The sequence below is a fragment of the Salmonella sp. 2020_1395 genome (genome assembly GCF_043848115.1).
In the GTDB taxonomy this organism is placed as follows: domain Bacteria; phylum Pseudomonadota; class Gammaproteobacteria; order Enterobacterales; family Enterobacteriaceae; genus Salmonella; species Salmonella enterica.
This window is the reverse complement of record NZ_JBCMFH010000008.1, coordinates 148,047-169,538: the sequence shown is the minus strand read 5'-3', so window position 1 is coordinate 169,538 and position 21,492 is coordinate 148,047. Positions and strand designations below refer to the sequence as shown.

18 protein-coding genes and 1 pseudogene are annotated in these 21,492 nt (G+C 51.9%); all 19 read right to left on the bottom strand.

The window, feature by feature from the left end:
* Positions 1–17 precede the first annotated feature (17 nt).
* The 19 genes and pseudogenes from rfbG to gmd all read right to left on the bottom strand — a co-directional run bounded on the left by rfbG (position 18) and on the right by gmd (position 21,478).
* Positions 18–1,097 (bottom strand): CDP-glucose 4,6-dehydratase, encoded by a 1,080-nt coding sequence (gene rfbG, locus ACH0WD_RS14955; RefSeq protein ID WP_000565903.1) that lies wholly within the window; start codon positions 1,095–1,097, stop codon positions 18–20.
* Between the two features lie 4 nt (positions 1,098–1,101).
* Positions 1,102–1,875: a glucose-1-phosphate cytidylyltransferase gene (gene rfbF / locus ACH0WD_RS14950; protein WP_000648785.1), complete on the bottom strand. Its 774-nt coding sequence runs from the start codon at positions 1,873–1,875 to the stop codon at positions 1,102–1,104.
* Positions 1,872–2,865 (bottom strand): annotated as a pseudogene (locus ACH0WD_RS14945) (CDP-6-deoxy-delta-3,4-glucoseen reductase). Before ACH0WD_RS14945 ends, rfbF begins: the two are co-directional and overlap by 4 nt.
* 5 nt (positions 2,866–2,870) lie before the next feature.
* Positions 2,871–3,422, bottom strand: a complete 552-nt coding sequence (gene rfbC / locus ACH0WD_RS14940; protein WP_000973710.1) for a dTDP-4-dehydrorhamnose 3,5-epimerase — start codon at positions 3,420–3,422, stop codon at positions 2,871–2,873.
* Complete coding sequence (gene rfbA, locus ACH0WD_RS14935; protein WP_000857531.1) at positions 3,423–4,301, bottom strand: glucose-1-phosphate thymidylyltransferase RfbA; 879 nt, start codon at positions 4,299–4,301, stop codon at positions 3,423–3,425.
* Positions 4,302–4,348: 47 nt separating this feature from the next.
* On the bottom strand, positions 4,349–5,248 hold the full coding sequence (gene rfbD / locus ACH0WD_RS14930; RefSeq protein WP_001023665.1) for a dTDP-4-dehydrorhamnose reductase: 900 nt from the start codon (positions 5,246–5,248) through the stop codon (positions 4,349–4,351).
* Complete coding sequence (rfbB, locus tag ACH0WD_RS14925) at positions 5,248–6,333, bottom strand: dTDP-glucose 4,6-dehydratase (RefSeq protein WP_000697849.1); 1,086 nt, start codon at positions 6,331–6,333, stop codon at positions 5,248–5,250. The genes rfbD and rfbB overlap by 1 nt, the downstream gene beginning before the upstream one ends.
* A gap of 376 nt (positions 6,334–6,709) precedes the next feature.
* Positions 6,710–7,603 carry a GalU regulator GalF gene (galF, locus tag ACH0WD_RS14920; protein ID WP_000981469.1) on the bottom strand — a complete coding sequence of 298 codons (894 nt, stop codon included), beginning with the start codon at positions 7,601–7,603 and terminating at the stop codon, positions 6,710–6,712.
* A gap of 177 nt (positions 7,604–7,780) precedes the next feature.
* Positions 7,781–9,184, bottom strand: coding sequence for a colanic acid biosynthesis protein WcaM (gene wcaM / locus ACH0WD_RS14915; protein WP_001111843.1), 1,404 nt, complete (start codon positions 9,182–9,184; stop codon positions 7,781–7,783).
* Between the two features lie 10 nt (positions 9,185–9,194).
* A complete protein-coding gene (gene wcaL, locus ACH0WD_RS14910; protein WP_000868500.1) occupies positions 9,195–10,415 on the bottom strand; it encodes a colanic acid biosynthesis glycosyltransferase WcaL in 1,221 nt (406 codons plus the stop codon).
* Positions 10,412–11,692, bottom strand: coding sequence for a colanic acid biosynthesis pyruvyl transferase WcaK (wcaK, locus tag ACH0WD_RS14905; RefSeq protein ID WP_000770902.1), 1,281 nt, complete (start codon positions 11,690–11,692; stop codon positions 10,412–10,414). The genes wcaL and wcaK overlap by 4 nt, the downstream gene beginning before the upstream one ends.
* A gap of 21 nt (positions 11,693–11,713) precedes the next feature.
* Positions 11,714–13,192 (bottom strand): colanic acid undecaprenyl disphosphate flippase WzxC, encoded by a 1,479-nt coding sequence (gene wzxC / locus ACH0WD_RS14900; protein ID WP_000058679.1) that lies wholly within the window; start codon positions 13,190–13,192, stop codon positions 11,714–11,716.
* Between the two features lie 132 nt (positions 13,193–13,324).
* Positions 13,325–14,719 (bottom strand): undecaprenyl-phosphate glucose phosphotransferase, encoded by a 1,395-nt coding sequence (gene wcaJ / locus ACH0WD_RS14895; RefSeq protein WP_000183167.1) that lies wholly within the window; start codon positions 14,717–14,719, stop codon positions 13,325–13,327.
* 53 nt (positions 14,720–14,772) lie between these two features.
* A complete protein-coding gene (gene cpsG / locus ACH0WD_RS14890) occupies positions 14,773–16,143 on the bottom strand; it encodes a colanic acid biosynthesis phosphomannomutase CpsG (protein ID WP_000164186.1) in 1,371 nt (456 codons plus the stop codon).
* A gap of 110 nt (positions 16,144–16,253) precedes the next feature.
* Positions 16,254–17,696 carry a mannose-1-phosphate guanyltransferase gene (gene cpsB / locus ACH0WD_RS14885; RefSeq protein ID WP_000605946.1) on the bottom strand — a complete coding sequence of 481 codons (1,443 nt, stop codon included), beginning with the start codon at positions 17,694–17,696 and terminating at the stop codon, positions 16,254–16,256.
* Entirely contained in the window at positions 17,693–18,916 is a 1,224-nt protein-coding gene (gene wcaI / locus ACH0WD_RS14880) for a colanic acid biosynthesis fucosyltransferase WcaI (RefSeq protein WP_000699641.1), read from the bottom strand. The genes cpsB and wcaI overlap by 4 nt, the downstream gene beginning before the upstream one ends.
* Positions 18,913–19,386, bottom strand: a complete 474-nt coding sequence (locus ACH0WD_RS14875; protein WP_001747577.1) for a GDP-mannose mannosyl hydrolase — start codon at positions 19,384–19,386, stop codon at positions 18,913–18,915. The genes wcaI and ACH0WD_RS14875 overlap by 4 nt, the downstream gene beginning before the upstream one ends.
* Positions 19,387–19,388: 2 nt before the next feature.
* Entirely contained in the window at positions 19,389–20,354 is a 966-nt protein-coding gene (locus ACH0WD_RS14870; RefSeq protein WP_001041704.1) for a GDP-L-fucose synthase, read from the bottom strand.
* Positions 20,355–20,356: 2 nt separating this feature from the next.
* Positions 20,357–21,478, bottom strand: a complete 1,122-nt coding sequence (gene gmd / locus ACH0WD_RS14865; RefSeq protein WP_000048160.1) for a GDP-mannose 4,6-dehydratase — start codon at positions 21,476–21,478, stop codon at positions 20,357–20,359.
* Between the last annotated feature and the right edge of the window lie 14 nt (positions 21,479–21,492).

Below are 21,492 nucleotides of genomic sequence, written 5' to 3'. Positions count from 1 at the left end.
TCCTTAAACTTATTTTCTTAACGAGTAGTTGCAGACATATAGTCGCTGATTTCACGCTTTGAACAAATCAACATATCTTCGCCGCGAATCCATGCTTTATGCCATTTTACGATGCGACCAAGTGTTTCAGTCAATCCCCAACGCGGATGCCATCCTAATTGCATATTTGCTTTAGAGCAATCCAGTTTCAGGTAATGTGCCTCATGAGGATGATTCTCACCATCCAGTAACCAGCTTGCATCATCACCCCAAAGCGTGACCATCTTGTCAACAATAAATTCGACCGTCTTCGCATCTTCATCACGCGGGCCGAAATTCCATCCTTCAGAAAACTTAGCACCTTCTGTATATAAGCGTTGCGCCACCACAATGTAACCAGAAAGAGGCTCCAGTACATGCTGCCAGGGACGGATAGAATATGGGTTTCGAATAATAACCTGCTGGTTATTTTCAAATGAGCGCAGAATATCGGGAATTAAACGGTCTTTAGCCCAATCGCCTCCGCCTATGACATTACCAGCCCTCACAGACGCCAAACCAACGCCATGTTGCTCATAATTTGCAGGATTGAAGAATGAGTTCCGGAATGCAGACGCGACTAATTCTGCACAACCTTTACTATTAGAGTATGGATCGTACCCTCCCATGGGTTCGTTCTCACGATAGCCCCACACCCACTCACGATTGTCGTAGCACTTATCACTGGTGATATTTACGACTGCCTTTATGTTACCTACTTGCTTAACTGCTTCAAGCAAATGGACAGTACCCATAACATTTGTTGAGTATGTTTCGATTGGCTGTTCATAAGATAGGCGCACTAAAGGCTGGGCTGCCATATGGAAAACAATTTCTGGCTTAAATTCTGCAATAGAATTGCGCAGCTTTTCAAAATCACGAATATCGCCAATATGAGATTCCATAAGATCATTAAGACGCACTATCTCAAATAAACTTGGAACAGTTGGCGCATCAAGTGCATAGCCTTTTACAATTGCACCCATTTCAGTCAGCCATAGCGAAAGCCAGCTTCCTTTAAAGCCAGTATGGCCGGTAACGAATACACGTTTACCTTGCCAAAAATTTTTATCAATCATCTACTTACTCCCAGGTTTTCCACGGAGCTTTACCTTTTTCCCACAGCCCTTCGAGGTAAACTTTATCACGTAGGGTATCCATCGGCTGCCAGAAACCTGGGTGTTCAAAAGCCATTAACTCCCCCTGTTGTGCCAATGTCATTAATGGCTCTTGTTCCCAGGTTGTTGCATCGTTATCGATGAGATCGATAACCGATGGATTCAACACAAAGAAACCACCATTGATCATTGCCCCATCGCCTTTCGGTTTTTCCTGGAATGACCGGACCTGACCAGCTTGGATATCTAATGCGCCAAAGCGTCCAGGTGGAAAAGTAGCTGTTAAAGTCGCTTTCTTACCGTGAGACTTATGGAAATCGATAGTCGCTTTGATATCAAGGTCGGCAACGCCATCACCATAAGTAAACAGGAAAGCCTCGTCATCTTTTACGTATTCAGCAACACGTTTCAGACGACCACCAGTCATTGAAGAATCACCCGTATCAACCAATGTGACATTCCATGGTTCAACACGTTTATGGTGAACTTCCATACGGTTTTCAGCCATATGGAATGTTACATCTGACATGTGAAGGAAGTAGTTCGCAAAATATTCTTTAATCACATATCCTTTATAACCACAGCAGATAATAAAATCCTTGATACCATGCACAGAGTACATTTTCATAATGTGCCAAAGAATAGGCTTGCCACCAATTTCTACCATCGGTTTTGGTTTTACAATTGTTTCTTCACTTAGTCTGGTGCCAAGTCCACCAGCCAGGATGACCGCTTTCATAAATTATCCTCAATATTATTTAGATGCGGTAAATGCATCAGAATAGAAATGTTCTACAGAGAGATTTTTCATCATAAAGTCCTTTTTACTGGCATCGATCATCACAGGTGAACCACATGCATATATATCGAAGAACTCTAGAGAATCAAAATCATCCATCACGGCATGATGGACAAATCCCTTTCTTCCCACCCATTCGGCGTCATCACCAGAAACAACAGGGATATAATGAACGTTCTCATGCTGTTCACTCCACTGCTGCGGTAATGCAGAGTAAAAATCTTTACTATCTTGCATTCCCCAGTAAATGTAGATCTCACGACGACATTTTCCCTGAATGAGATGCTCAACCATTGATTTAACTGGAGCGAATCCAGTACCGCCTGCAAGGAAGATTATAGGTCTGTCACTTTCGCGAATAAAAAATGTTCCGCAAGGCCCTTCAATGCGCATAAGAGTATTTTCTTGTAACTCCCCAAAAATGAGCGAACTCATCTGACCATTGGGAACATTCCTTACATGCAACTCAATACCATTCGACTCATCACTATTAGCGATAGAATAACTGCGAGTTACACCTTTATAATGTAAATTGACATACTGTCCTGGAAGGAAGCCAATTTTTGCTGTTGGTGGTGTGCGTAACTTCAAAGTCATAACATCGCCTGAAACCAGTACAGCACTATCTACCTTGCATGGGACAATTTTTTTTGTCTGCCCAGCTAGTTCAGGAAAAAAATGCGCATTTAGCTCAAGGGCGGTTTTAGGTTTACAGCAGCAGGTTAGTATTTTATCACCCTGTCCAAAAATATTACCTTTGGAGTCAACAACTTCTCCCGCCAACAAATCGGACTCACAGATACCACAATCACCCGCTTTGCAGCTATGTTCAAGATGGATGCCAGCCGATAGCGCAGCATCGAGGATTGATTCATCCTCTCTACCGGAAAATTCAATATTTGATGGAAAAATCTTAATAATATGAGACACGATGCTTACTCTGTTAACAAGGCTTGATGCAGTAAAGGTGCTGCAGCATCTTTTGCTGAAAGCTCAGGCAGCTGAGAAAAAGGCCATTCAATACCTATTGCCTCATCATTCCATAGAATGCTACCTTCTGATGAAGGTGAGTAATAATTAGTTGCTTTGTACAGAAATTCTGCATAATCACTAAGAGTAACAAAACCATGAGCAAAACCTTCTGGAATCCAAAGCTGTCGCTTATTCTCAGCAGACAGATTTACGCCAACCCACTGACCAAAAGTAGGCGACTCTTTTCGGATATCGACCGCAACATCAAAAACCTCACCGACAGCACAACGAACTAACTTACCCTGTGCATTTTCTCCTCTCTGAAAATGCAGCCCTCTGAGTACGTTCTTTTTGGATTTTGAATGATTATCTTGAACAAATGTAACTTTACGTCCAATAGACTCTTCAAAGGTCTGCTGGTTATAACTTTCAAAAAAGAATCCCCTCTCATCGCCAAAAACTTTAGGCTCTAAGATCAAGACATCTGGTATTGCTGTTTTAATCACAATCATCACTTATAAACCTTTCACCATCTTCAGCAAATATTTGCCATAATCATTTTTTGATAATGGCCCGGCCAGTTCTATAACCTGTTGTGCATTTATAAAATTTTTACGAAATGCGATTTCTTCCGGGCAGGACACTTTTAGCCCCTGGCGTTCTTCGATGGTTGCAATAAAATTACTGGCCTCTATCAAACTCTGATGCGTCCCTGTATCCAGCCAGGCATAACCGCGCCCCATCATAGCGACAGACAATCTTCCCTGATCCATATAGATACGGTTAATATCCGTGATTTCTAACTCACCGCGAGCGGAAGGCTTAAGATTTTTCGCCATCTCCACCACGCTATTATCATAAAAATACAGCCCCGTTACCGCGTAATTACTCTTCGGTTGTAACGGTTTTTCCTCCAGACTAACGGCTGTGCCACTTTGGTCAAACTCAACCACACCGTAGCGCTCCGGATCGTTTACATGATAAGCAAAGACGGTAGCACCACTTTCTTTATTAACGGCAGCTTCCATTAACTTTGGTAAATCATGACCATAGAAGATATTGTCACCCAGTACTAATGCACAATCATCATGACCAATGAACTCTTCACCAATAATAAACGCCTGTGCTAAGCCATCCGGGCTTGGCTGTACTTTATATTGAAGATTCAGCCCCCACTGGCTGCCGTCTCCCAGTAGTTGTTGAAAACGCGGCGTGTCCTGTGGCGTACTGATGATCAGGATATCCCGAATGCCTGCCAGCATAAGCGTGGAAAGGGGATAGTAAATCATCGGTTTATCATAAATTGGTAGCAATTGCTTACTTACCGCCATGGTCACCGGATAAAGACGAGTGCCGGAGCCCCCCGCTAAAATAATGCCCTTACGCGTTTTCATTTCCATTTCTCATTCATAGAAAATGCCCTGATGGGCATTTAAATTTATCAGATGGTTGTCGTCGTAAACATTTCAGTCAGCATACGCTTAACTCCTAATTCCCATTGCGGCAGAATAAGGCCAAAATTACGCTGAAACTTTTCAGTATTGAGACGCGAATTTCCAGGTCTGCTCGCCGGCGTCGGGTAGGCGCTGGTCGGCACAGCATTAAGCTCAGTCAGCGCAAGCGTTATCCCTGCTTTGCGCGCCTCGTCAAAGACTAAGGCCGCGTAGTCATGCCAGGTTGTGGTTCCCCCGGCAACCAGATGGTAAAGACCTGCGACTTCTGGTTTCTTTAACGCCACACGGATCGCATGAGCCGTGCAGTCAGCCAGTAATTCCGCACCGGTTGGCGCACCGTACTGATCGTTGATGACTGAAAGTGTCTGACGCTCTTTCGCCAGACGAAGCATTGTCTTTGCGAAATTATTGCCCTTACCTGCATAAACCCAACTGGTGCGGAAGATAAGATGCTTAGGGCAGTTATCCTGCAGGGCCTTTTCTCCCGCTAGTTTGGTCTTGCCATAGACATTCAGCGGCGACGTAGCGTCCGTTTCCTGCCATGGGATATCGCCGGTACCAGGAAATACATAATCGGTTGAATAATGCACTACCCATGCGCCAGTTTCGTTGGCCGCTTTAGCGATGGCTTCCACACTGGTGGCGTTAAGTAACTGCGCCAGTTCTGGTTCAGACTCTGCTTTATCTACTGCAGTATGGGCTGCTGCGTTAACAATCACATCGGGACGAAGCTTACGAACGGTTTCGGCAACGCCTTTCGGATTACTAAAATCACCGCAAAACTCTTTTGAATGGACATCCAGGGAAATCAGATTCCCTACCGGTGCCAGAGAACGTTGCAACTCCCAGCCTACTTGCCCTGTCTTACCAAAAAGTAAGATATTCATTACTGGCGTCCTTCATAGTTCTGTTCTATCCAACTCTGATACGCCCCACTTTTAACATTGTTTACCCATTGAGTATTTGCAAGGTACCATTCCACTGTTTTACGAATACCGCTTTCAAAGGTCTCCAGCGGTTTCCAGCCTAATTCGCGGCTAATTTTACCTGCATCAATGGCATAACGACGATCATGGCCCGGACGATCCGCGACATAAGTGATTTGTTCACGATAAGAAGTCGCTTTGGGTACAATCTCATCCAGCAGATCACAGATGGTAAATACCACATCGAGATTTTTCTTCTCATTGTGTCCACCAATGTTATAAGTCTCCCCTGCCTTGCCTTCAGTCACTACCATATGAAGCGCGCGAGCATGATCTTCTACATATAGCCAATCGCGAATCTGATCCCCTTTGCCATAAATTGGCAAAGACTTTCCTTCCAGCGCATTCAAAATGACCAACGGAATCAGTTTTTCAGGGAAGTGATAAGGGCCATAGTTATTAGAACAATTGGTAACGATCGTTGGTAGACCATAGGTACGCCGCCAGGCACGGACTAAATGATCGCTGGATGCTTTTGACGCAGAATAGGGGCTACTTGGCGCATATGTCGTCGTTTCAGTAAATAACGGCAGCGTAACGCTGTTTTCAACTTCATCAGGATGCGGTAAATCGCCGTAAACTTCATCAGTGGAAATATGATGAAAACGAAAATTATTTTTTTTATCTTCGCCAAGTGCAGACCAGTATTTACGCGCAACTTCAAGAAGTACATAGGTGCCGACGATATTGGTTTCAATAAATGCTGCCGGCCCGGTAATCGAACGGTCCACATGACTTTCCGCAGCCAAATGCATCACCGCGTCCGGCTGGTACTGCTCAAAAATACGCGTTATTTCAGCGGAATCACAAATATCCGCGTGTTCAAAATTGTAGCGATTACTTTCAGAAATATCAGAAAGGGATTCAAGATTACCGGCGTAGGTTAATTTATCAATATTAACTACAGTGTCCTGTGTATTCTTAATAATATGGCGAACAACAGCTGATCCAATAAAACCTGCCCCGCCAGTAATAAGTATCTTCACTTTTCTATTCCATAAGGCGTATTTAATGTGGTATTTAATTTGCCAATAAAAATTAATTGCTCAAGTCGTTACACACGCTACCGCCCCTGGCTCATCAGCTACCAGTGCACTGCGTACATATCGACTTGTTACAAACCTCGCCCAGCAGGGCAAAGCTCACTAAAACTTAAACGCTAATTGTCTTATTAATTGCATCCGGAAACAAGGATTAATCTTATAAAATCAGCATTAAAATGCTCCAGATAACCCCTTGTTACTTAAGCCCTTTATACAAAACTAAAACGGCAGTCAACACTCGTTTCAGCCAACTTGCCGCTTCGAATGTTCACTGCCGTTATTATGTTTATCACCAACCATTTATCACGGTTGTTAATACTTATTCATGCAAAAGCTGCTCTATGCTCTTACGGAACTTGGCTCCTTCTTTCAGGTTGCGCAGCCCGTACTTCACAAATGCCTGCATGTAGCCCATTTTTTTACCGCAGTCATAGCTGTCACCCGTCATTAGCATCGCGTCAACCGACTGTTTTTTCGCCAGCTCAGCAATGGCATCGGTGAGCTGGATGCGGCCCCAGGCGCCCGGTTCGGTTCTTTCCAGTTCCGCCCAGATGTCGGCTGAAAGCACATAACGGCCTACCGCCATCAAATCGGAATCCAGCGTCTGCGGCTGATCCGGTTTTTCGATAAACTCCACAATCCGGCTGACTTTGCCTTCATTATCCAGAGGTTCTTTCGTCTGGATAACGGAATACTCCGATAAATCACCTTTCATGCGCTTCGCCAGCACCTGGCTGCGACCCGTTTCATTGAAACGCGCCACCATCGCCGCAAGGTTATAGCGCAGCGGATCGGCGGTAGCATCATCAATAATAATATCCGGGAGTACCACAATGAAAGGGTTATCGCCCACGACCGGACGCGCGCACAGAATAGAGTGCCCCAGCCCTAACGGCTGTGCCTGGCGAACGTTCATAATCGTCACGCCCGGTGGGCAGATAGATTGCACTTCCGCCAAAAGCTGACGCTTAACGCGCTGTTCAAGAAGTGATTCAAGTTCATAAGAGGTGTCGAAGTGGTTCTCAACGGCGTTTTTAGACGCGTGAGTCACCAGTACGATTTCTTTGATCCCTGCAGCCACAATCTCATCGACAATGTACTGAATCATCGGTTTGTCGACGATCGGTAGCATCTCTTTTGGGATTGCCTTGGTGGCAGGCAACATATGCATACCCAAACCCGCTACCGGTATAACTGCTTTCAAATTCATCATTGTTTCTTCCACCTGTAAAATGGTTGCTGAATTATAGCTCTTTAGCTTGTTTTCGCCAGCATGAATTACTCTGCTGCCAGGGATAATGATGGCACGCTCTACATTACGTCTTAGTCGGCCCCATAACATTAAGTATGAACAACTTTTTCCCAGGAATTTTCGTAAAAATAGCGATACTTACCCTCCCCGCTTCGGCAGCGGAAAATTCACTGCTTCGACATTCACGGTTTGGTGATTAATCCTGTCGATATCCACGGAACTCTGCCCGTTTTCATTGATGGCATGAACATTAGCGAGGGAAAGCAGCGTGTCCTGGCGGGCCATAAATTGACCACGGACATCTTTACGCAAATCGAAGTGCATTTTTAACGCCGGGCCAATCGCTGAAGTTTGCATCACGTTGATATTACGCAAAAAGAGGTGCTGCGGTTGATTATGCAGTTCCAGCGTAGCACGCGTCATCCGTACGTTGGTGATGGCGACAAAAGAGGGGGTGTTGCCGGAGGAAATTTGAATGCCGCGTAATTTATAAGCAACCTGGCGATTATCCAACCGAATAGCGTTTAATTTAAAGTTTTGCGGAATTGACAGGTATTTTCCTTTAACGACGCCATAGCCGATGAGCATCCCGGCACTATTCGTCATATCAATATTATCAATGACGAAATTATCACAGCCATAAATTGCGATCGTTGCGTTATCAATACCCGCATTTTTACTGAAATCGGGCGTGATGTTTTTGGCTTTCACATTGCGAATGACGAAATGTTTGCCATTTTCTACGTGCACCAGCTGCCGGCAATCAGATCCGGTAATATTGGCCACCACAAAGTTTTTTACTGCCTGGTCTTCAGGATAACTGTTGTCATAGGTACTACCCGCCAGCCCGATGCCGATCCCCCAGTTGATTTTGCCATTGGTACAATCAATGCGTTCGATGACATGATCGGAAATCAGGATGTCGCGGTCGTGAATCGCGACATTCCACTCAATGGCGTCCCCCTGCAAATCGCTAAAGCGGCTATGCGTAATCCGCGCGCCGTCCATTTGGTTATGAAATCCCTGGCGGAGAATGGCGTAGTTGGCGTGGGTAACGGTGATGTCATCGATAATGAGATTACGCATCACCTGCGGTTCCTTACCGCCGATGAAAATTTGCGCGACGGGGCCAAAGCCGCTCATCGTCACGCCTTTAATCACACAGTCCGACCCGCGAACATCCAGCGTCACATTGTGCAGACTGCCGCCCTGCTCCCCCACCACCTGACACCCGTCCTGCAAAATAAACCGTCCCCGGCCATTCCCACGCACCGCGCCCTGTACCCGCAGCGTTTTTCCCGCCGGAATCGTTATCGCCGCATTGATATTTTCACACACCCATCCTGGCGGTACGACCACGGTCTGTCCGTCGGCGAAGGCCTGTTTGAACGAGGCGATACCGTCATCCGCCGGATAATCCTTAATATCGACGGTCTCGCGAGGTTCACGCGCCTGTACCGGCAAGGCGCGCAGAAAAGGAAGAACAGCAAGCGCAGAACCTGCCGTCAGGAGGGTACGTCGGGAGAATTTAGTCGCGGGCATACCACCTCGTTTATATCGTTTGTAGCAGGCTGGCTAACTGGCGATTAATCGCCTGCTGATTAAAATCTTGCGCCACTTTTTCACGGGCGCGCGTGATCACCGACTCCAGCGTGTCGTGGTCAATCCGGCTGAACTCAGCGAGTCGGGCCGCCAGCGCCTGCGCATCGTTTTCCGGCACCAGCCAGCCGGATTTGCCGGCCTCCACCAGTTCCGGAATACCACTATGCACGGTAGATACCACGGGAATCCCTACCGCCATCGCCTCCATCAGCGCTACCGGAATACCTTCCATATCGCCATCCGTACCGGTAATCGACGGCAGCAAAAAAACATCGGCGTCATCCAGCATCGCCTTCACTTCATGGCTCGGTTTAAACCCCGGCATCTCAATGACATCCTCTAGCTGATACTGCTCGATGAGCGTGCGCAGCCGACGTTCCCACGGGCCAATCCCCAGAATGCGGTAGCGAAACGCCACGCCCTGTGCTTTCAGTTGCCGACAGGCTTCAATCGCCACATGCAGGCCTTTTTTTTCTGTCAGGCGCGCGACGGAAATCATCTCCAGCGGCATCCCTGGCGCTTTCACCGAACGATGGGTAAAACGCGTCATGTCGACGCCCATGCGCGAAACGGCAATCTTTTCCGGCGGACAGCCCATACTTTTCAGGCGACCGGCCCACAGTTCGCTGATGGGCAGCATCAGATCGCCACGACGAAACAACTGCTGATACTCCGGCGTGTAATGACTGAGCACTTCGCGGCTGGAAATATCAATCCCGTGGAAAATAGTCGCGATTTTGCCGCGAAGCACGCCCAGTTCGCGTAGTTTGGCCGCCGTCACGCCCGCCGGACCAAAGTGCGCGATGAACACATCCGCCACAAAAGCCTGGCTCACCTGCGCGCAAATCGCGGAAAGGATCAAATTGCGTGATTCATCGCCATAGCGGGTAAAATTGAGCGCTTTCCAGGTCGCCGCCCGATGCAGCCCCGGCAGCGTTTTACATGCCCGGTAGCGCAGTTTCGCCAGCCGTCCCTGGGGCTCATCCTGTAACCAGCAGGTTTTCGCCGCCAGGCCATACTTCTCCCAGGCGGCGTGAGTATGTTGGGTATCGCCTTTTTGTAACGCGACAATCTCCACCTCATGGCCCATATCAATAAACGCAGTAATCTGATTCAGCACAAAGGTTTCCGATGAGAGTGGAAATTTCAGCAGAAAAAAGCTGACTTTCATTGTTCCTCCCGAATTCTGTCGAGAACGGATTTGATCATCGTGAACCCTTTCGCCCGCTCCTCGGTGACGGCGTTAGCCACTTTTGCCTTTAGCGCAGGCAATTGATTGAGCGTATCGGCCACCACGCTTTGTAATGAACCGTTCAGCAAGTGACGGATATCGATGGCCAATTCCGCCAGGCCTAGCTGCTGCATAATCCCGGCGGATTTATGTTCATAATTAATGGCGATGGCGGGTGTGCCAAAATTCATGGAGATAATGGCGGAATGCAGGCGCGTCCCGATGGTCAGTACGCAGGATGCGAGGATCTTTCCGATTTCCACGTCATTGAGTTCGTCCATCGCGATATGGAAATGCTCTGAGTCGTTTACATACTTCGCCATCCGTAACGCAACCATCCGGTCATCGCGGTTATAGCGATCGATACTGGTGCAGGTCGACAGCGCCAGTACCTGATAACCGTCCGCAATCAGGCGATTCACGACCTGGGCAAATGCCTGCTCATAGGCCTGCTGAGTGGTGCCCAGGCGTTTATCAAACGGCTCCAGATCGCGCAACGTAATCGCGACGGTTTTGCGGCGCGCGGTGACGTCCAGCCAGTGCTGCACAGCATAACTGGCAACAAACTCGTCGTGACGGCGTTCGACTAACCAGGCAGTATCCACCCCCTGCTCCACTTTCCGGGTATCGATCTGCGCGGCGGTCATCAGATCGCGGCTGACGGTTTCACGCAGGATCAGCGCACTGGTGCGCCCAAAAACATAATTGGCGAGCTGGTTAAAGTCAGGATTCTGGAAAGGGCCGACGCTATGTCCCACCATATAAATTGGTTTGTTCGCCATAAACGCGCACAGCGGATATTCAAAGTGAGTCAAACCGTATAAGTCGACATAGTTTGAACCGCCCACCTGAATGACGGCGTCATACTGCGCAATAAATTGCGCGAATTCGGCAAATTCCGGCGCGATAGCAAAATTACGCAGCGATCCTTCCTGGGCGACTTTAGACAATAAAATTTTATGCTGAAAACGACGGCGTAATACTTTTTTCACCCGACCGTTAAGCCCTGCCGCCGCCTGCTGTTTCTGGCTTAACTGATACAGCGGGTCGGCAATAATCGGGCGCCCCTGCAACCAGGCGGAACTCACCGGGAAACGGCTCATCACATCCATCTCCGCCTCTGGCGCCTGTTGACGGATGGCATCAAGCAAACCGCGCATAATGGCGCTATCACCACGGTTGCCGCATGTGTGGTTGCCTAAAATTAATAATTTCATAAATAGCCTCTTATATCCCCGTCATCCGACACGTAATAACTTTTTCATTTTTGCACTGCCAAAAAGCTGATTTTTAATTTCCATCACCAGCGCATTGCGTGAAAAAATAATCATTAAAATAAAACTCAAAATACCGACCATAACCTGTAGCGCGAATACCCCCGACAACGGTAAATAACCGTCGACCAGCTTTCCTGCGCCGTAGCTGGTAATAAATGTTGGCAATGAGAGATAAAACGGTAGCCACAGGCTGAGAATATACTGACGATAGCTGGAGCCGAGTACCGGCTTAATCATCACGAAATAGCTCAGAATGGTGTTGATGATTTGCACCACCAGGAACCCCAGCGTCACGCCAATCGCCCCCGCCAGATGGCCGCCAATGAGAATTGCCGGGATAAACAGAAACGTTTTAAAGACGTTGAATTTAAAGCTGATATCCACGCGCGCTTTCGCCATCAGCAGCGAACCAATCGGGTTGCCGACCGAACGCAGCAGCCCCACCACGCACAGCAATTGCAGGATCGGGATAATGCTGTTCCACTTCTCGCCAAACACTAACGGCACAAAATTGTTCGCCACTACCATCAGACCCAACAGCGCGGGAAAATTGATAATTCCCACCACGGAAAGCAACTTATAGAAGTTGACGCGCAGCTTCTCGGTATCGTCCTGGATTTTGGCGAATGCCGGAAATAGCACGCGAGTAATGATGGGGTTAAGCTTCGCCGGCGGCACAACCGCCACGTTGTACGCGAGGTTATATCCCCCGGCGACGCTTGCGCCGAGAATTCTCGCCAGTACCAGCGTCGATAAATTCGTGTTGATGTAATTGACGATACTGTCCGCCGTCAGCCACGCGCCAAAACGCAGGTTCGTGGACACCGATGCCAGCGAAAAATGCAGCCCCGGACGGTAAATCTTGCGGCCGAAGTAACCAAACAGCAGCGTTCGCACCGCACTGTTCACCAGATAGCCGAGAATCGCGGTTAACGCCAGCGGCCAGTAATGGGCGCTAATCACCGTAAAGGTGAACCCCGCCAGCACGGAGGTCGTTTCGATCATGCCGATCTTATTGAACTCCAGCTCTTTTTGCATCAGCGCGCGGAACTGCTGCCCGTGAGGGATCACGATAAACGCCAGCGACAACGTTTTGATTAACGGCGCGAGATCCGGGTTATGCAAAACATGGGCAATCGCATCGCTCAGCCAAAAGACCACCGCAAATACCACAATCCCAAGCCCAACGTTTAGCCAGTAGAGCGTGGTCAGCTCCAGATGCCCAATCGTTTTACGCTGGATAATCGAGTTCGCGATGCCAAAGTCCGAGATCGTGTCGGCCAGCGCGATAATCACCAGCGAGACGGTCAACAGGCCAAACTGGTGGTTGTCGATGATCCGCGCCAGCACCGTCATCTGAATTAACCCCAGACCGATAATCACTATCGTGGCGATAGCCGACCATTTAGCGCCGCTGATCGTTTTTTGTCGTAAACTCATTCTTTTCTCCAGAACCTGTTCACAAGGCATCATTGGCGCAGCCAGATTGAACAGGGACAGCGCGGAAAAACCGGAGCGTACACGCTGCCCTGGTGCAATATGGCAAGTAAAATAGCCTTGTGGGTCAGGTTCTTAATACGCCGCTTTATTAACAAACCCTTTAAAAATCGTCAGAAAAACGATTTTGATATCGAACCAAATACTCCATTCGCGGATGTATTCCAGGTCGAACTCCACGCGTTTTTCCATTTTCTCCAGCGTGTCGGTCTCACCGCGCCAGCCATTAATTTGCGCCCAGCCGGTGATGCCCGGCTTCATCTTGTGGCGTAGCATGTAACCTTCAATCAACTGACGATACTGTTCGTTATGCGCCACCGCGTGCGGGCGAGGACCGACGATAGACATCCCGCCGGTTAATACGTTGATAAACTGCGGTAATTCATCCAGCGAGGTACGACGCAAAAAGTTGCCTACCCGGGTAACGCGCGGATCGTTTTGCGTCGCCTGGGTAACGACCTTATCGTTCTCCATCACCTTCATTGAGCGGAACTTCCAGACTTTGATCGGCTTGCCGTCCATCCCGTAGCGCGTCTGACGGAAAATCACCGGCCCGGGCGAGCTCAATTTGACCGCCAGCGCAATGCAGCACAGTACCGGTGAGATGAGCAGCAGAATCAGCGACGCCAGCACGATATCTTCTGCCCGTTTAAGCAGACGGTTAATCCCTGATAGCGGCGTGTCATACAGCGGAACGACCGGAACGCCGCTCATCTCCTCCACGCGCGAGTGGAGAATATTAAAGGTGAACACATCGGGAATAAGGATCACCGAGCAGGTGGTGTCGGCCAGCTCGCGCACCAGTTTTTTCACCATGGCGCCGTCGCTCATTGACATGGCGATATAAACATTGTGAATTCGCGAGGCTTTCGCATCGTCAATTAACTGCTTGAAGTTCCCGGCCCAGTCAGCAGAGACGCCGCCCGGTTTGGGATCGTGATAGACGCCCACCACCTCAAAACCCAGCCACGGCTCATTACGGAAGCTATCCAGCAACGCCTGGCCCGCAGGCAAATCCCCGGCGACGGCGACCCGGCGAGTGTTATAACCACGATTGCGTAGCCAGCCCACGCCGAAACGAATAAATGAACGGCATAACACTAAGCCCAGGCTGGACAACGCATACCAGGCCAGCCAGGTGGCGAGGCGGTTGTCAAAGTCATCATTAAACGCCACCAGACCGGCGCTGAAGATCAGGCTCAGCGTCCAGTTTTGCAGTAACAGCGTTAACTCTGTCGACATTTTGACGCCGCGCCAGGAGCGATAAAAATCGGTCATCCCGCCCAGCATTTGAAAAACAACCAGCGTAATCAGCGCCACCAACAGGTGCATGTACAGGAATGGCAGTCCACTGACTTCACAGATGAACCACAGCCCGCCAAACATGATGGTGATATCTGAAAAGCGTTGCACCATAGAGATTAACGATGCATTGGTTTTGGCTCGTTCGCGCTTTTTTAGATTTGTCATCGTTGTTCCTGTGATTGGCCCCTTACCCGCAGGCGGTAAGGGGAGATCTGACGTTACTGATTCAGCAGCGCCAGCAGAGTGCGTGTTCGCGCTTCCATCAGCGGAATATCGCCGCGTGATTCCACATTCAGGCGCACCACCGGTTCGGTGTTTGACGAGCGCAGGTTGAAACGCCAGTTGGCGAACGACATGCTGAGACCGTCCGTGCGGTCCACTGCCTGCGCCTCTTCCGCAAAGTGCGCTTCCACTCGCGCGATGGCCGCCGCCGGCTCCGCCAGCCTGCTGTTGATTTCCCCGCTCGCCGGGAACGCCGCCATCCGGTCGCGGACCAGTTCACCCAGCGACTGCCCCTTCAGGCACACCAGCTCCGCCACCAGCAGCCACGGGATCATCCCGCTGTCGCAGTAGGCAAAATCACGAAAATAGTGATGCGCGCTCATTTCCCCGCCATAAATGGCATCCTCCGTACGCATCCGCTCCTTGATAAAGGCGTGCCCGGTTTTTGACATCACCGGCGTCCCGCCCGCCGCCGTCACCACTGCCTCCGTGTTCCAGGTCAGGCGCGGGTCGTGGATAATCTTCGCCCCCGGGTGTTTTTCCAGAAACGCTTCCGCCAGCAGCCCGACGATGTAGTACCCCTCGATAAACTGCCCTTTCTCATCGAACAGGAAGCAGCGGTCGAAGTCGCCGTCAAAGGCGATGCCCATGTCCGCCCCGTGTTCAATAACGGCCTTGCGGGTGTCGTCGCGACACTCCGGCAGCAACGGGTTGGGAATGCCGTTCGGGAAGGTGCCGTCCGGGGTGTTGTGGATTTTGATGAACTCCACCGGCGCGCCCAGCGCCTCCAGACGCGCTTCGATGGCGTCAATGACCGGCCCCGCCGCGCCGTTGCCGGCGTTAAACACCAGCTTCAGCGGGGGGAGATTGTTAACACTGATATAGCCGAGCAGGTGGCCGATGTAGGCGTCGCGCAGGCTGATTTGTCTGTAGCTGCCGCGCGCGGCGTCGTTCACCGGCGGGAAATCGCCCGCTTCCGCCAGACGCTGAACGTCGCGCAGACCGGTGTCGCCGCTTATCGGGCGGGCGCCCTCGCGCACCAGCTTCATACCGTTGTAGTCCATCGGGTTATGGCTGGCGGTCACTTCAATACCGCCGTCCACGCCGAGGTGGAAGGTGGCGAAGTAAATCTCTTCGGTGCCGGACATACCGATATCCAGCACGTCGACGCCCGCGTCCTGTAACCCTTTCGCCAGCGCCAGCTTCAGCGCCTCGCTGGTCAGGCGCACGTCGCCGCCCAGCACGATGGTTTTCGGTTTTAAATATTCGCCGTAAGCGCGGCCAATCCGCCACGCGATATCTTCATTGAGCTCTTCGCCCAGCCTGCCGCGAATGTCGTAGGCCTTGAAACAGGTTAATTTTGTCATGTTCTTACCCTTCTTCAGGCAACAGTTAGCCCTGACCGTAAATGGCCAACATCGTTATTGTTATTCATTGCCGGATGGCGCGTTGCGCTTATCGGGCATAATTGCAGGCGTCAGACCCGCCCGTAACGGTCCTCAAACCGCACCACGTCGTCCTCTTCGAGATACGAGCCGGAACGCACTTCAATTAAATCGAGCGGTATTTTTCCCGGATTTTCCAGGCAGTGGGTCGCCCCCAGCGGAATATAGATGGACTCGTTTTCACCGAGCAGCTTAACCTCGCCGTTGATGGTGACTCTGGCGGTCCCTGCCACCACCACCCAGTGCTCGGCGCGGTGATGGTGCATCTGCACCGACAGTCCTTCCCCCGGCTTGACGGTAATGCGCTTCACCTGATAGCGCTCGCCCGCGTCGATGGAGTCGTATTTGCCCCACGGACGGTAAACCTCGCGGTGCATGTGGTGCTCATGGCGTCCGTCGGCCTTGATCTTCTCCACCACCTTTTTCACGTCCTGCACCGCGTGGCGATCGGCAATCAGCACGGCGTCTTTGGTCTGCACCACCACCAGATCCTTCACGCCGACGGTGGTCACCAGGCCGGATTCGGCGTAAACGTAGCTGTTTTCCGTTTTATGGCTGATGACGTCGCCGTGGTGGACGTTTCCCTCCGGGGTGTGGGCGCTGATTTCCCACAGCGAGGACCACGAGCCGACATCGCTCCAGCCCGCGTCCATTGGCATCACCACTGCGTCCGCCGTCCGCTCCATCACCGCGTAGTCAATGGACTCTTCCGGACAGGCGAGGAAGGCCTCTTCATCCACACGAATGAAGTCAAGATCCGGATCGACGCCGCGCATCGCCTGTTCACAGGCGGCCAGAATATCGGGGCGGAACTTTTTCAGCTCCTCCAGATAGCGTCCGGCGCGGAACAGAAACATGCCGCTGTTCCAGTAGTAATCGCCGCTGGCGACGTAGGCCTGAGCGGTTTCCAGCCCCGGCTTCTCAACGAACTGCGCCACCTCAAAAGCCACCGCATCCGTCGCGCCCGGCACGACATCACCGCGCCGGATATAGCCATAGCCGGTTTCCGGCAGATCCGGCACGATACCGAAGGTCACCAGTTTGCCCGCGTCGGCATAGGGCATGGCGCCGCGCACCGCGTCGCGGAAGGCCTCTTCATTGGCGATCGCATGATCCGCCGCCAGTACCAGCATCAGCGGATCGCAGTCCGTATGCTGGCGCGTCGCCGCCAGCGCCGCCAGCGCAATCGCCGGCGCGGTATTGCGCCCGGCGGGCTCAAGAATAATGTTCTCCGTCAGCTTATTGAGCTGGCGGAGCTGTTCGGCAACGATAAAACGGTGCTGTTCGTTGCAGATAACCACCGGGCTTTCGCACTCCACGCCGTTCAGACGGCAAATGGTGGTTTGCAGCATGGTGAGATCGCCTTTCAGGCACAGAAACTGTTTTGGATAAAGCACGCGAGAAAGCGGCCACAATCGGCTACCGGAGCCACCGGCCATCACAACCGGGTAAAGTTTTGTCTGACGCATTATCATCCCCGAATATCTGCAATAAATTGGCGTAGCACGTTCTCTTTATTGAGCGTGCGTTCGGCGTATTCACGTGCCGTCGTATTGTTTTTCGGCATGGCGAGCGCCTGGCTAATCCCGTTAACCAGCGCGTCGGTCGACTCCGGTTCCACGCAAACGGCGATGCCCGGATAGCGCGCGCAAAGTTGTCCTAATTCGGTGTGCGGCTCAGCGGTAATCACCGCATTACCGCCGACCGCCAGAATGTTAGTCAGCTTGGAGGGCAGTACCGCATCCGCTGCGCCGCGCTTTTGCACCACCAGATGGCAGTCGCCCATTTTCAGCAGCGCGGGTAAGGCGTCGTAAGGCTGCAGCGGGAGGAATTTAATATTTGGCAGGCCGCGTTCGCGGGCCATGTTCTCCAGCCGCGCCTTGCCGCCCCCCTGGCCGACAATCGCAAAAATCAATGGTCGATCGCGTAATCGTTCCGCGGCGTCAATCACCTTTTCCAGCCCTTGCTTTTCGCCGATATTGCCGGAATAAAGCACAATTTTTTTGCCCTCTGGCAAACCAAGCTGCTGACGCAAAGCCGTCACGTCAGCGTCATTAACGTCCTGAAAGCGCGCCACTTCCGACCAGTTCGGAAAAAAGAGGATTTTTTCCGCCGCGACGCCTTTTTCCCGCGCTTTATTCATCATGGAGCGAGAAATGGTCGAAACATTATCAACGTTACGCAGCGCGCTGCGTTCAAAGGCCGTCGCTAACCGCGCTACGCTGCCGCGCTTGCCTTTTCCCGCCATTCCTAAGCCGAGCATGGCATCCACTTCGTAATCCTGAATATGCAGTACGGTACGCGCGCCGGAGAGTGCCGCCAGCAGGCGCATTCCCGGCGTACAAAAGAGCGTCGGTACAACGCCGATAATCCGATCCGGCTTCCAGCGACGCTGCGCCATCAGTGGGAAAAAACTGCTCAATGCAAAGCTCCCCAGATGAAGCAGTCGTTTTAGGGTGGAGGGCTGTTTCGGCACATACAGCGGGCAGCGCCAGACGGTAGCCTCGCCCTCTTCCCGGCGATAGCGCCAGGCGGAATAGCGCTCACCGACCTTCCACTGCGGGTAGTACGGCGGCGCAGTAATGACCCGCACCTCATGGCCTTCCCGCGCCATCCACGCCACCATTTCGCCGGTATATTTGCCGATACCGGTCAGTTCCGGTGAATAGTTAATGCCATAGACCAGGATCTTCATAGGCCCACCGCCGGCGCGTCAGGAGAGAAGTAGGCCCGACTGTTCTCATGAACATTATCGCCTGCCAGAAGCTGTTCCGGCGTCAGCCAGCGGTAACTGCCATGCTGCGCGTCAGGCAGGCGTAAATCGCTCTCCGCCACGCGCAGACGAAAGCCGAGCACGATGTAGTGAGTTGAAAAATCCTCACCGGAAAAGTTGTCGTCATAGAAGTGCTGCCAGACGCCATAAAACGTCCCTGCCGCCAGCGGCAGACGCACGCCCAGTTCCGCCTGCGTCAGGCGTGCAAAGGCGGCCTCCAGCGTTTCGTCTTTGCACACCCGCCCCCCCGGCACAAACCAGTAGCCCTGCGCCGGACGGTTGAGACGCTGACCCAGTAAAATTTCCCCCTGGCCGTTTTCCACAATGAAATCGAGGGAGATGAGGGGCGTGGTCCGCACCACGGCGGCGAAATCTTCCTGACGTAAAAACATTGTCACCCCCGGAACCGTTGCTGATTCTCAAGGAACCACTGGTAAGTACCGGCAAGCCCTGCCTCCAGTGAAATTTCGTGATACCAGCCAAGCTGATGCAGGCGCGTGACGTCGAGCAATTTACGCGGCGTGCCGTCCGGCTTCGCGGCGTCGAACACCACCCGGCCCTGGTAACCCACCACCTTTGCGATGGTCTGCGCCAGCTCGCGAATGGTGCAGTCCACGCCAGTGCCGACGTTAATGTGCGACAGCATCGGGTCGGTGTTCTCCTGCCACACTTCGCGCGCCAGCTCCATCACGTGAATACTGGCCGCCGCCATATCGTCAACGTGCAGAAATTCACGCATCGGCGTGCCGCTGCCCCACACCACCACCTCCGGCGCGTGGCTCTGCGCGGCCTCATGAAAGCGGCGCAGCAGCGCCGGGATCACATGTGAATTGTCCGGATGGAAATTATCATGCGGGCCGTACAGGTTGGTTGGCATCACCGAACGGTAGTCGCGACCGTACTGCCGGTTGTAGGACTCGCACAGTTTAATCCCGGCGATCTTGGCGATGGCGTACGGCTCGTTGGTCGGCTCCAGCGTTCCCTGCAGCAGCTCGCTTTCCGCCATCGGCTGCCTTGCCAGTTTCGGATAGATACAGGACGAACCGAGAAACAGCAGTTTGTTCACGTTGTGCAGGTGCGCGGCGTGAATAATGTTGCTCTCTATCATCATGTTTTCATAAATAAAATCCGCCGGATACGTGTTGTTGGCAACAATGCCGCCCACTTTCGCCGCCGCCAGATAAACCTGGTCGATACCCGCTCCGGCAAAGAACGCCTGTACCGCGCGCCCGTCGAGCAGATCCAGCTCATCGCGGGTGCGCAGCACCAGTTCCACGTCGCCGCGCTGCGCAAGCTGCCGTACAATGGCGGAGCCCACCATCCCGCGATGGCCCGCCACAAAAATTCGTTGCTTATTCATTCTCAGGACTCCAGCGCGATGGCCACCTCGTAACCGTGAGATTTCAGCAGTGAGTGTTTTTTCGCGGCCTCCAGATCGTTCGCCACCATCTCGGAGACCATCTCCGACAGGGTGATTTCCGGTTTCCAGCCCAGTTTCTCATGCGCTTTGGACGGGTCGCCCAGCAGGGTTTCCACTTCCGCCGGACGGAAATAACGCGGATCAACGGCCACAATCACATCCCCCGGTTTCACGCCCGGCGCATCGTGTCCGGTAACGGATACCACGATCCCTTTCTCATTAATGCCTTCGCCTTCAAAGCGCAGTTTTATCCCCAGTTGCGCCGCCGCCAGCTCCACAAACTGGCGTACGGAATACTGCACGCCGGTGGCAATCACGAAATCTTCCGGCTGCTCCTGCTGTAACATCATCCACTGCATCCGTACGTAATCTTTCGCATGGCCCCAGTCGCGCAGCGAATCCATGTTGCCGAGATACAGGCAGGACTCCAGTCCCTGGGCGATATTGGCGATGGCGCGGGTGATCTTACGGGTGACGAAGGTTTCGCCACGACGCGGGGACTCATGGTTAAACAGAATGCCGTTACAGGCGTAAATGCCGTAGGATTCACGGTAGTTGACGGTGATCCAGTAGGCGTACAGTTTCGCCACCGCATAGGGGGAACGCGGGTAGAACGGCGTGGTCTCTTTCTGCGGAATTTCCTGCACCAGACCGTACAGTTCAGAGGTGGAGGCCTGGTAGAACCGCGTTTTCTTTTCAAGACCGAGGAAGCGAATCGCCTCCAGCAGGCGCAGCGTGCCCATCGCATCCACATCGGCGGTATATTCCGGCGACTCAAACGACACCGCCACGTGGCTCATTGCGCCCAGGTTGTAGACCTCATCCGGCTGCACTTCCTGTAAAATGCGGGTCAGGTTGGAGGCGTCGGTCAGGTCGCCATAATGCAGATGAAATTTCGGGTTGCAGCTGTGCGGATCCTGATAAATATGGTCCACGCGCTCGGTATTAAACGATGACGCGCGGCGCTTGATACCATGCACCTCATACCCTTTTTCCAGCAGAAATTCTGCCAGGTAAGACCCATCCTGTCCGGTTACGCCAGTAATGAGAGCGACTTTTGACATTTTCATTTCCTCAA

What these genes read in the sequence shown, in the direction of transcription:
- rfbG (WP_000565903.1), bottom strand. Translation starts at nt 1,097, where the DNA reads ATGATTGATAAAAATTTTTGGCAAGGTAAACGTGTATTCGTTACCGGC.
- rfbF (WP_000648785.1), bottom strand. Translation starts at nt 1,875, where the DNA reads ATGAAAGCGGTCATCCTGGCTGGTGGACTTGGCACCAGACTAAGTGAA.
- rfbA (WP_000857531.1), bottom strand. Translation starts at nt 4,301, where the DNA reads ATGAAAACGCGTAAGGGCATTATTTTAGCGGGGGGCTCCGGCACTCGT.
- rfbD (WP_001023665.1), bottom strand. Translation starts at nt 5,248, where the DNA reads ATGAATATCTTACTTTTTGGTAAGACAGGGCAAGTAGGCTGGGAGTTG.
- galF (WP_000981469.1), bottom strand. Translation starts at nt 7,603, where the DNA reads ATGATGAATTTGAAAGCAGTTATACCGGTAGCGGGTTTGGGTATGCAT.
- wcaM (WP_001111843.1), bottom strand. Translation starts at nt 9,184, where the DNA reads ATGCCCGCGACTAAATTCTCCCGACGTACCCTCCTGACGGCAGGTTCT.
- wcaL (WP_000868500.1), bottom strand. Translation starts at nt 10,415, where the DNA reads ATGAAAGTCAGCTTTTTTCTGCTGAAATTTCCACTCTCATCGGAAACC.
- wcaK (WP_000770902.1), bottom strand. Translation starts at nt 11,692, where the DNA reads ATGAAATTATTAATTTTAGGCAACCACACATGCGGCAACCGTGGTGAT.
- wzxC (WP_000058679.1), bottom strand. Translation starts at nt 13,192, where the DNA reads ATGAGTTTACGACAAAAAACGATCAGCGGCGCTAAATGGTCGGCTATC.
- wcaJ (WP_000183167.1), bottom strand. Translation starts at nt 14,719, where the DNA reads ATGACAAATCTAAAAAAGCGCGAACGAGCCAAAACCAATGCATCGTTA.
- cpsG (WP_000164186.1), bottom strand. Translation starts at nt 16,143, where the DNA reads ATGACAAAATTAACCTGTTTCAAGGCCTACGACATTCGCGGCAGGCTG.
- cpsB (WP_000605946.1), bottom strand. Translation starts at nt 17,696, where the DNA reads ATGATAATGCGTCAGACAAAACTTTACCCGGTTGTGATGGCCGGTGGC.
- wcaI (WP_000699641.1), bottom strand. Translation starts at nt 18,916, where the DNA reads ATGAAGATCCTGGTCTATGGCATTAACTATTCACCGGAACTGACCGGT.
- ACH0WD_RS14875 (WP_001747577.1), bottom strand. Translation starts at nt 19,386, where the DNA reads ATGTTTTTACGTCAGGAAGATTTCGCCGCCGTGGTGCGGACCACGCCC.
- ACH0WD_RS14870 (WP_001041704.1), bottom strand. Translation starts at nt 20,354, where the DNA reads ATGAATAAGCAACGAATTTTTGTGGCGGGCCATCGCGGGATGGTGGGC.
- gmd (WP_000048160.1), bottom strand. Translation starts at nt 21,478, where the DNA reads ATGTCAAAAGTCGCTCTCATTACTGGCGTAACCGGACAGGATGGGTCT.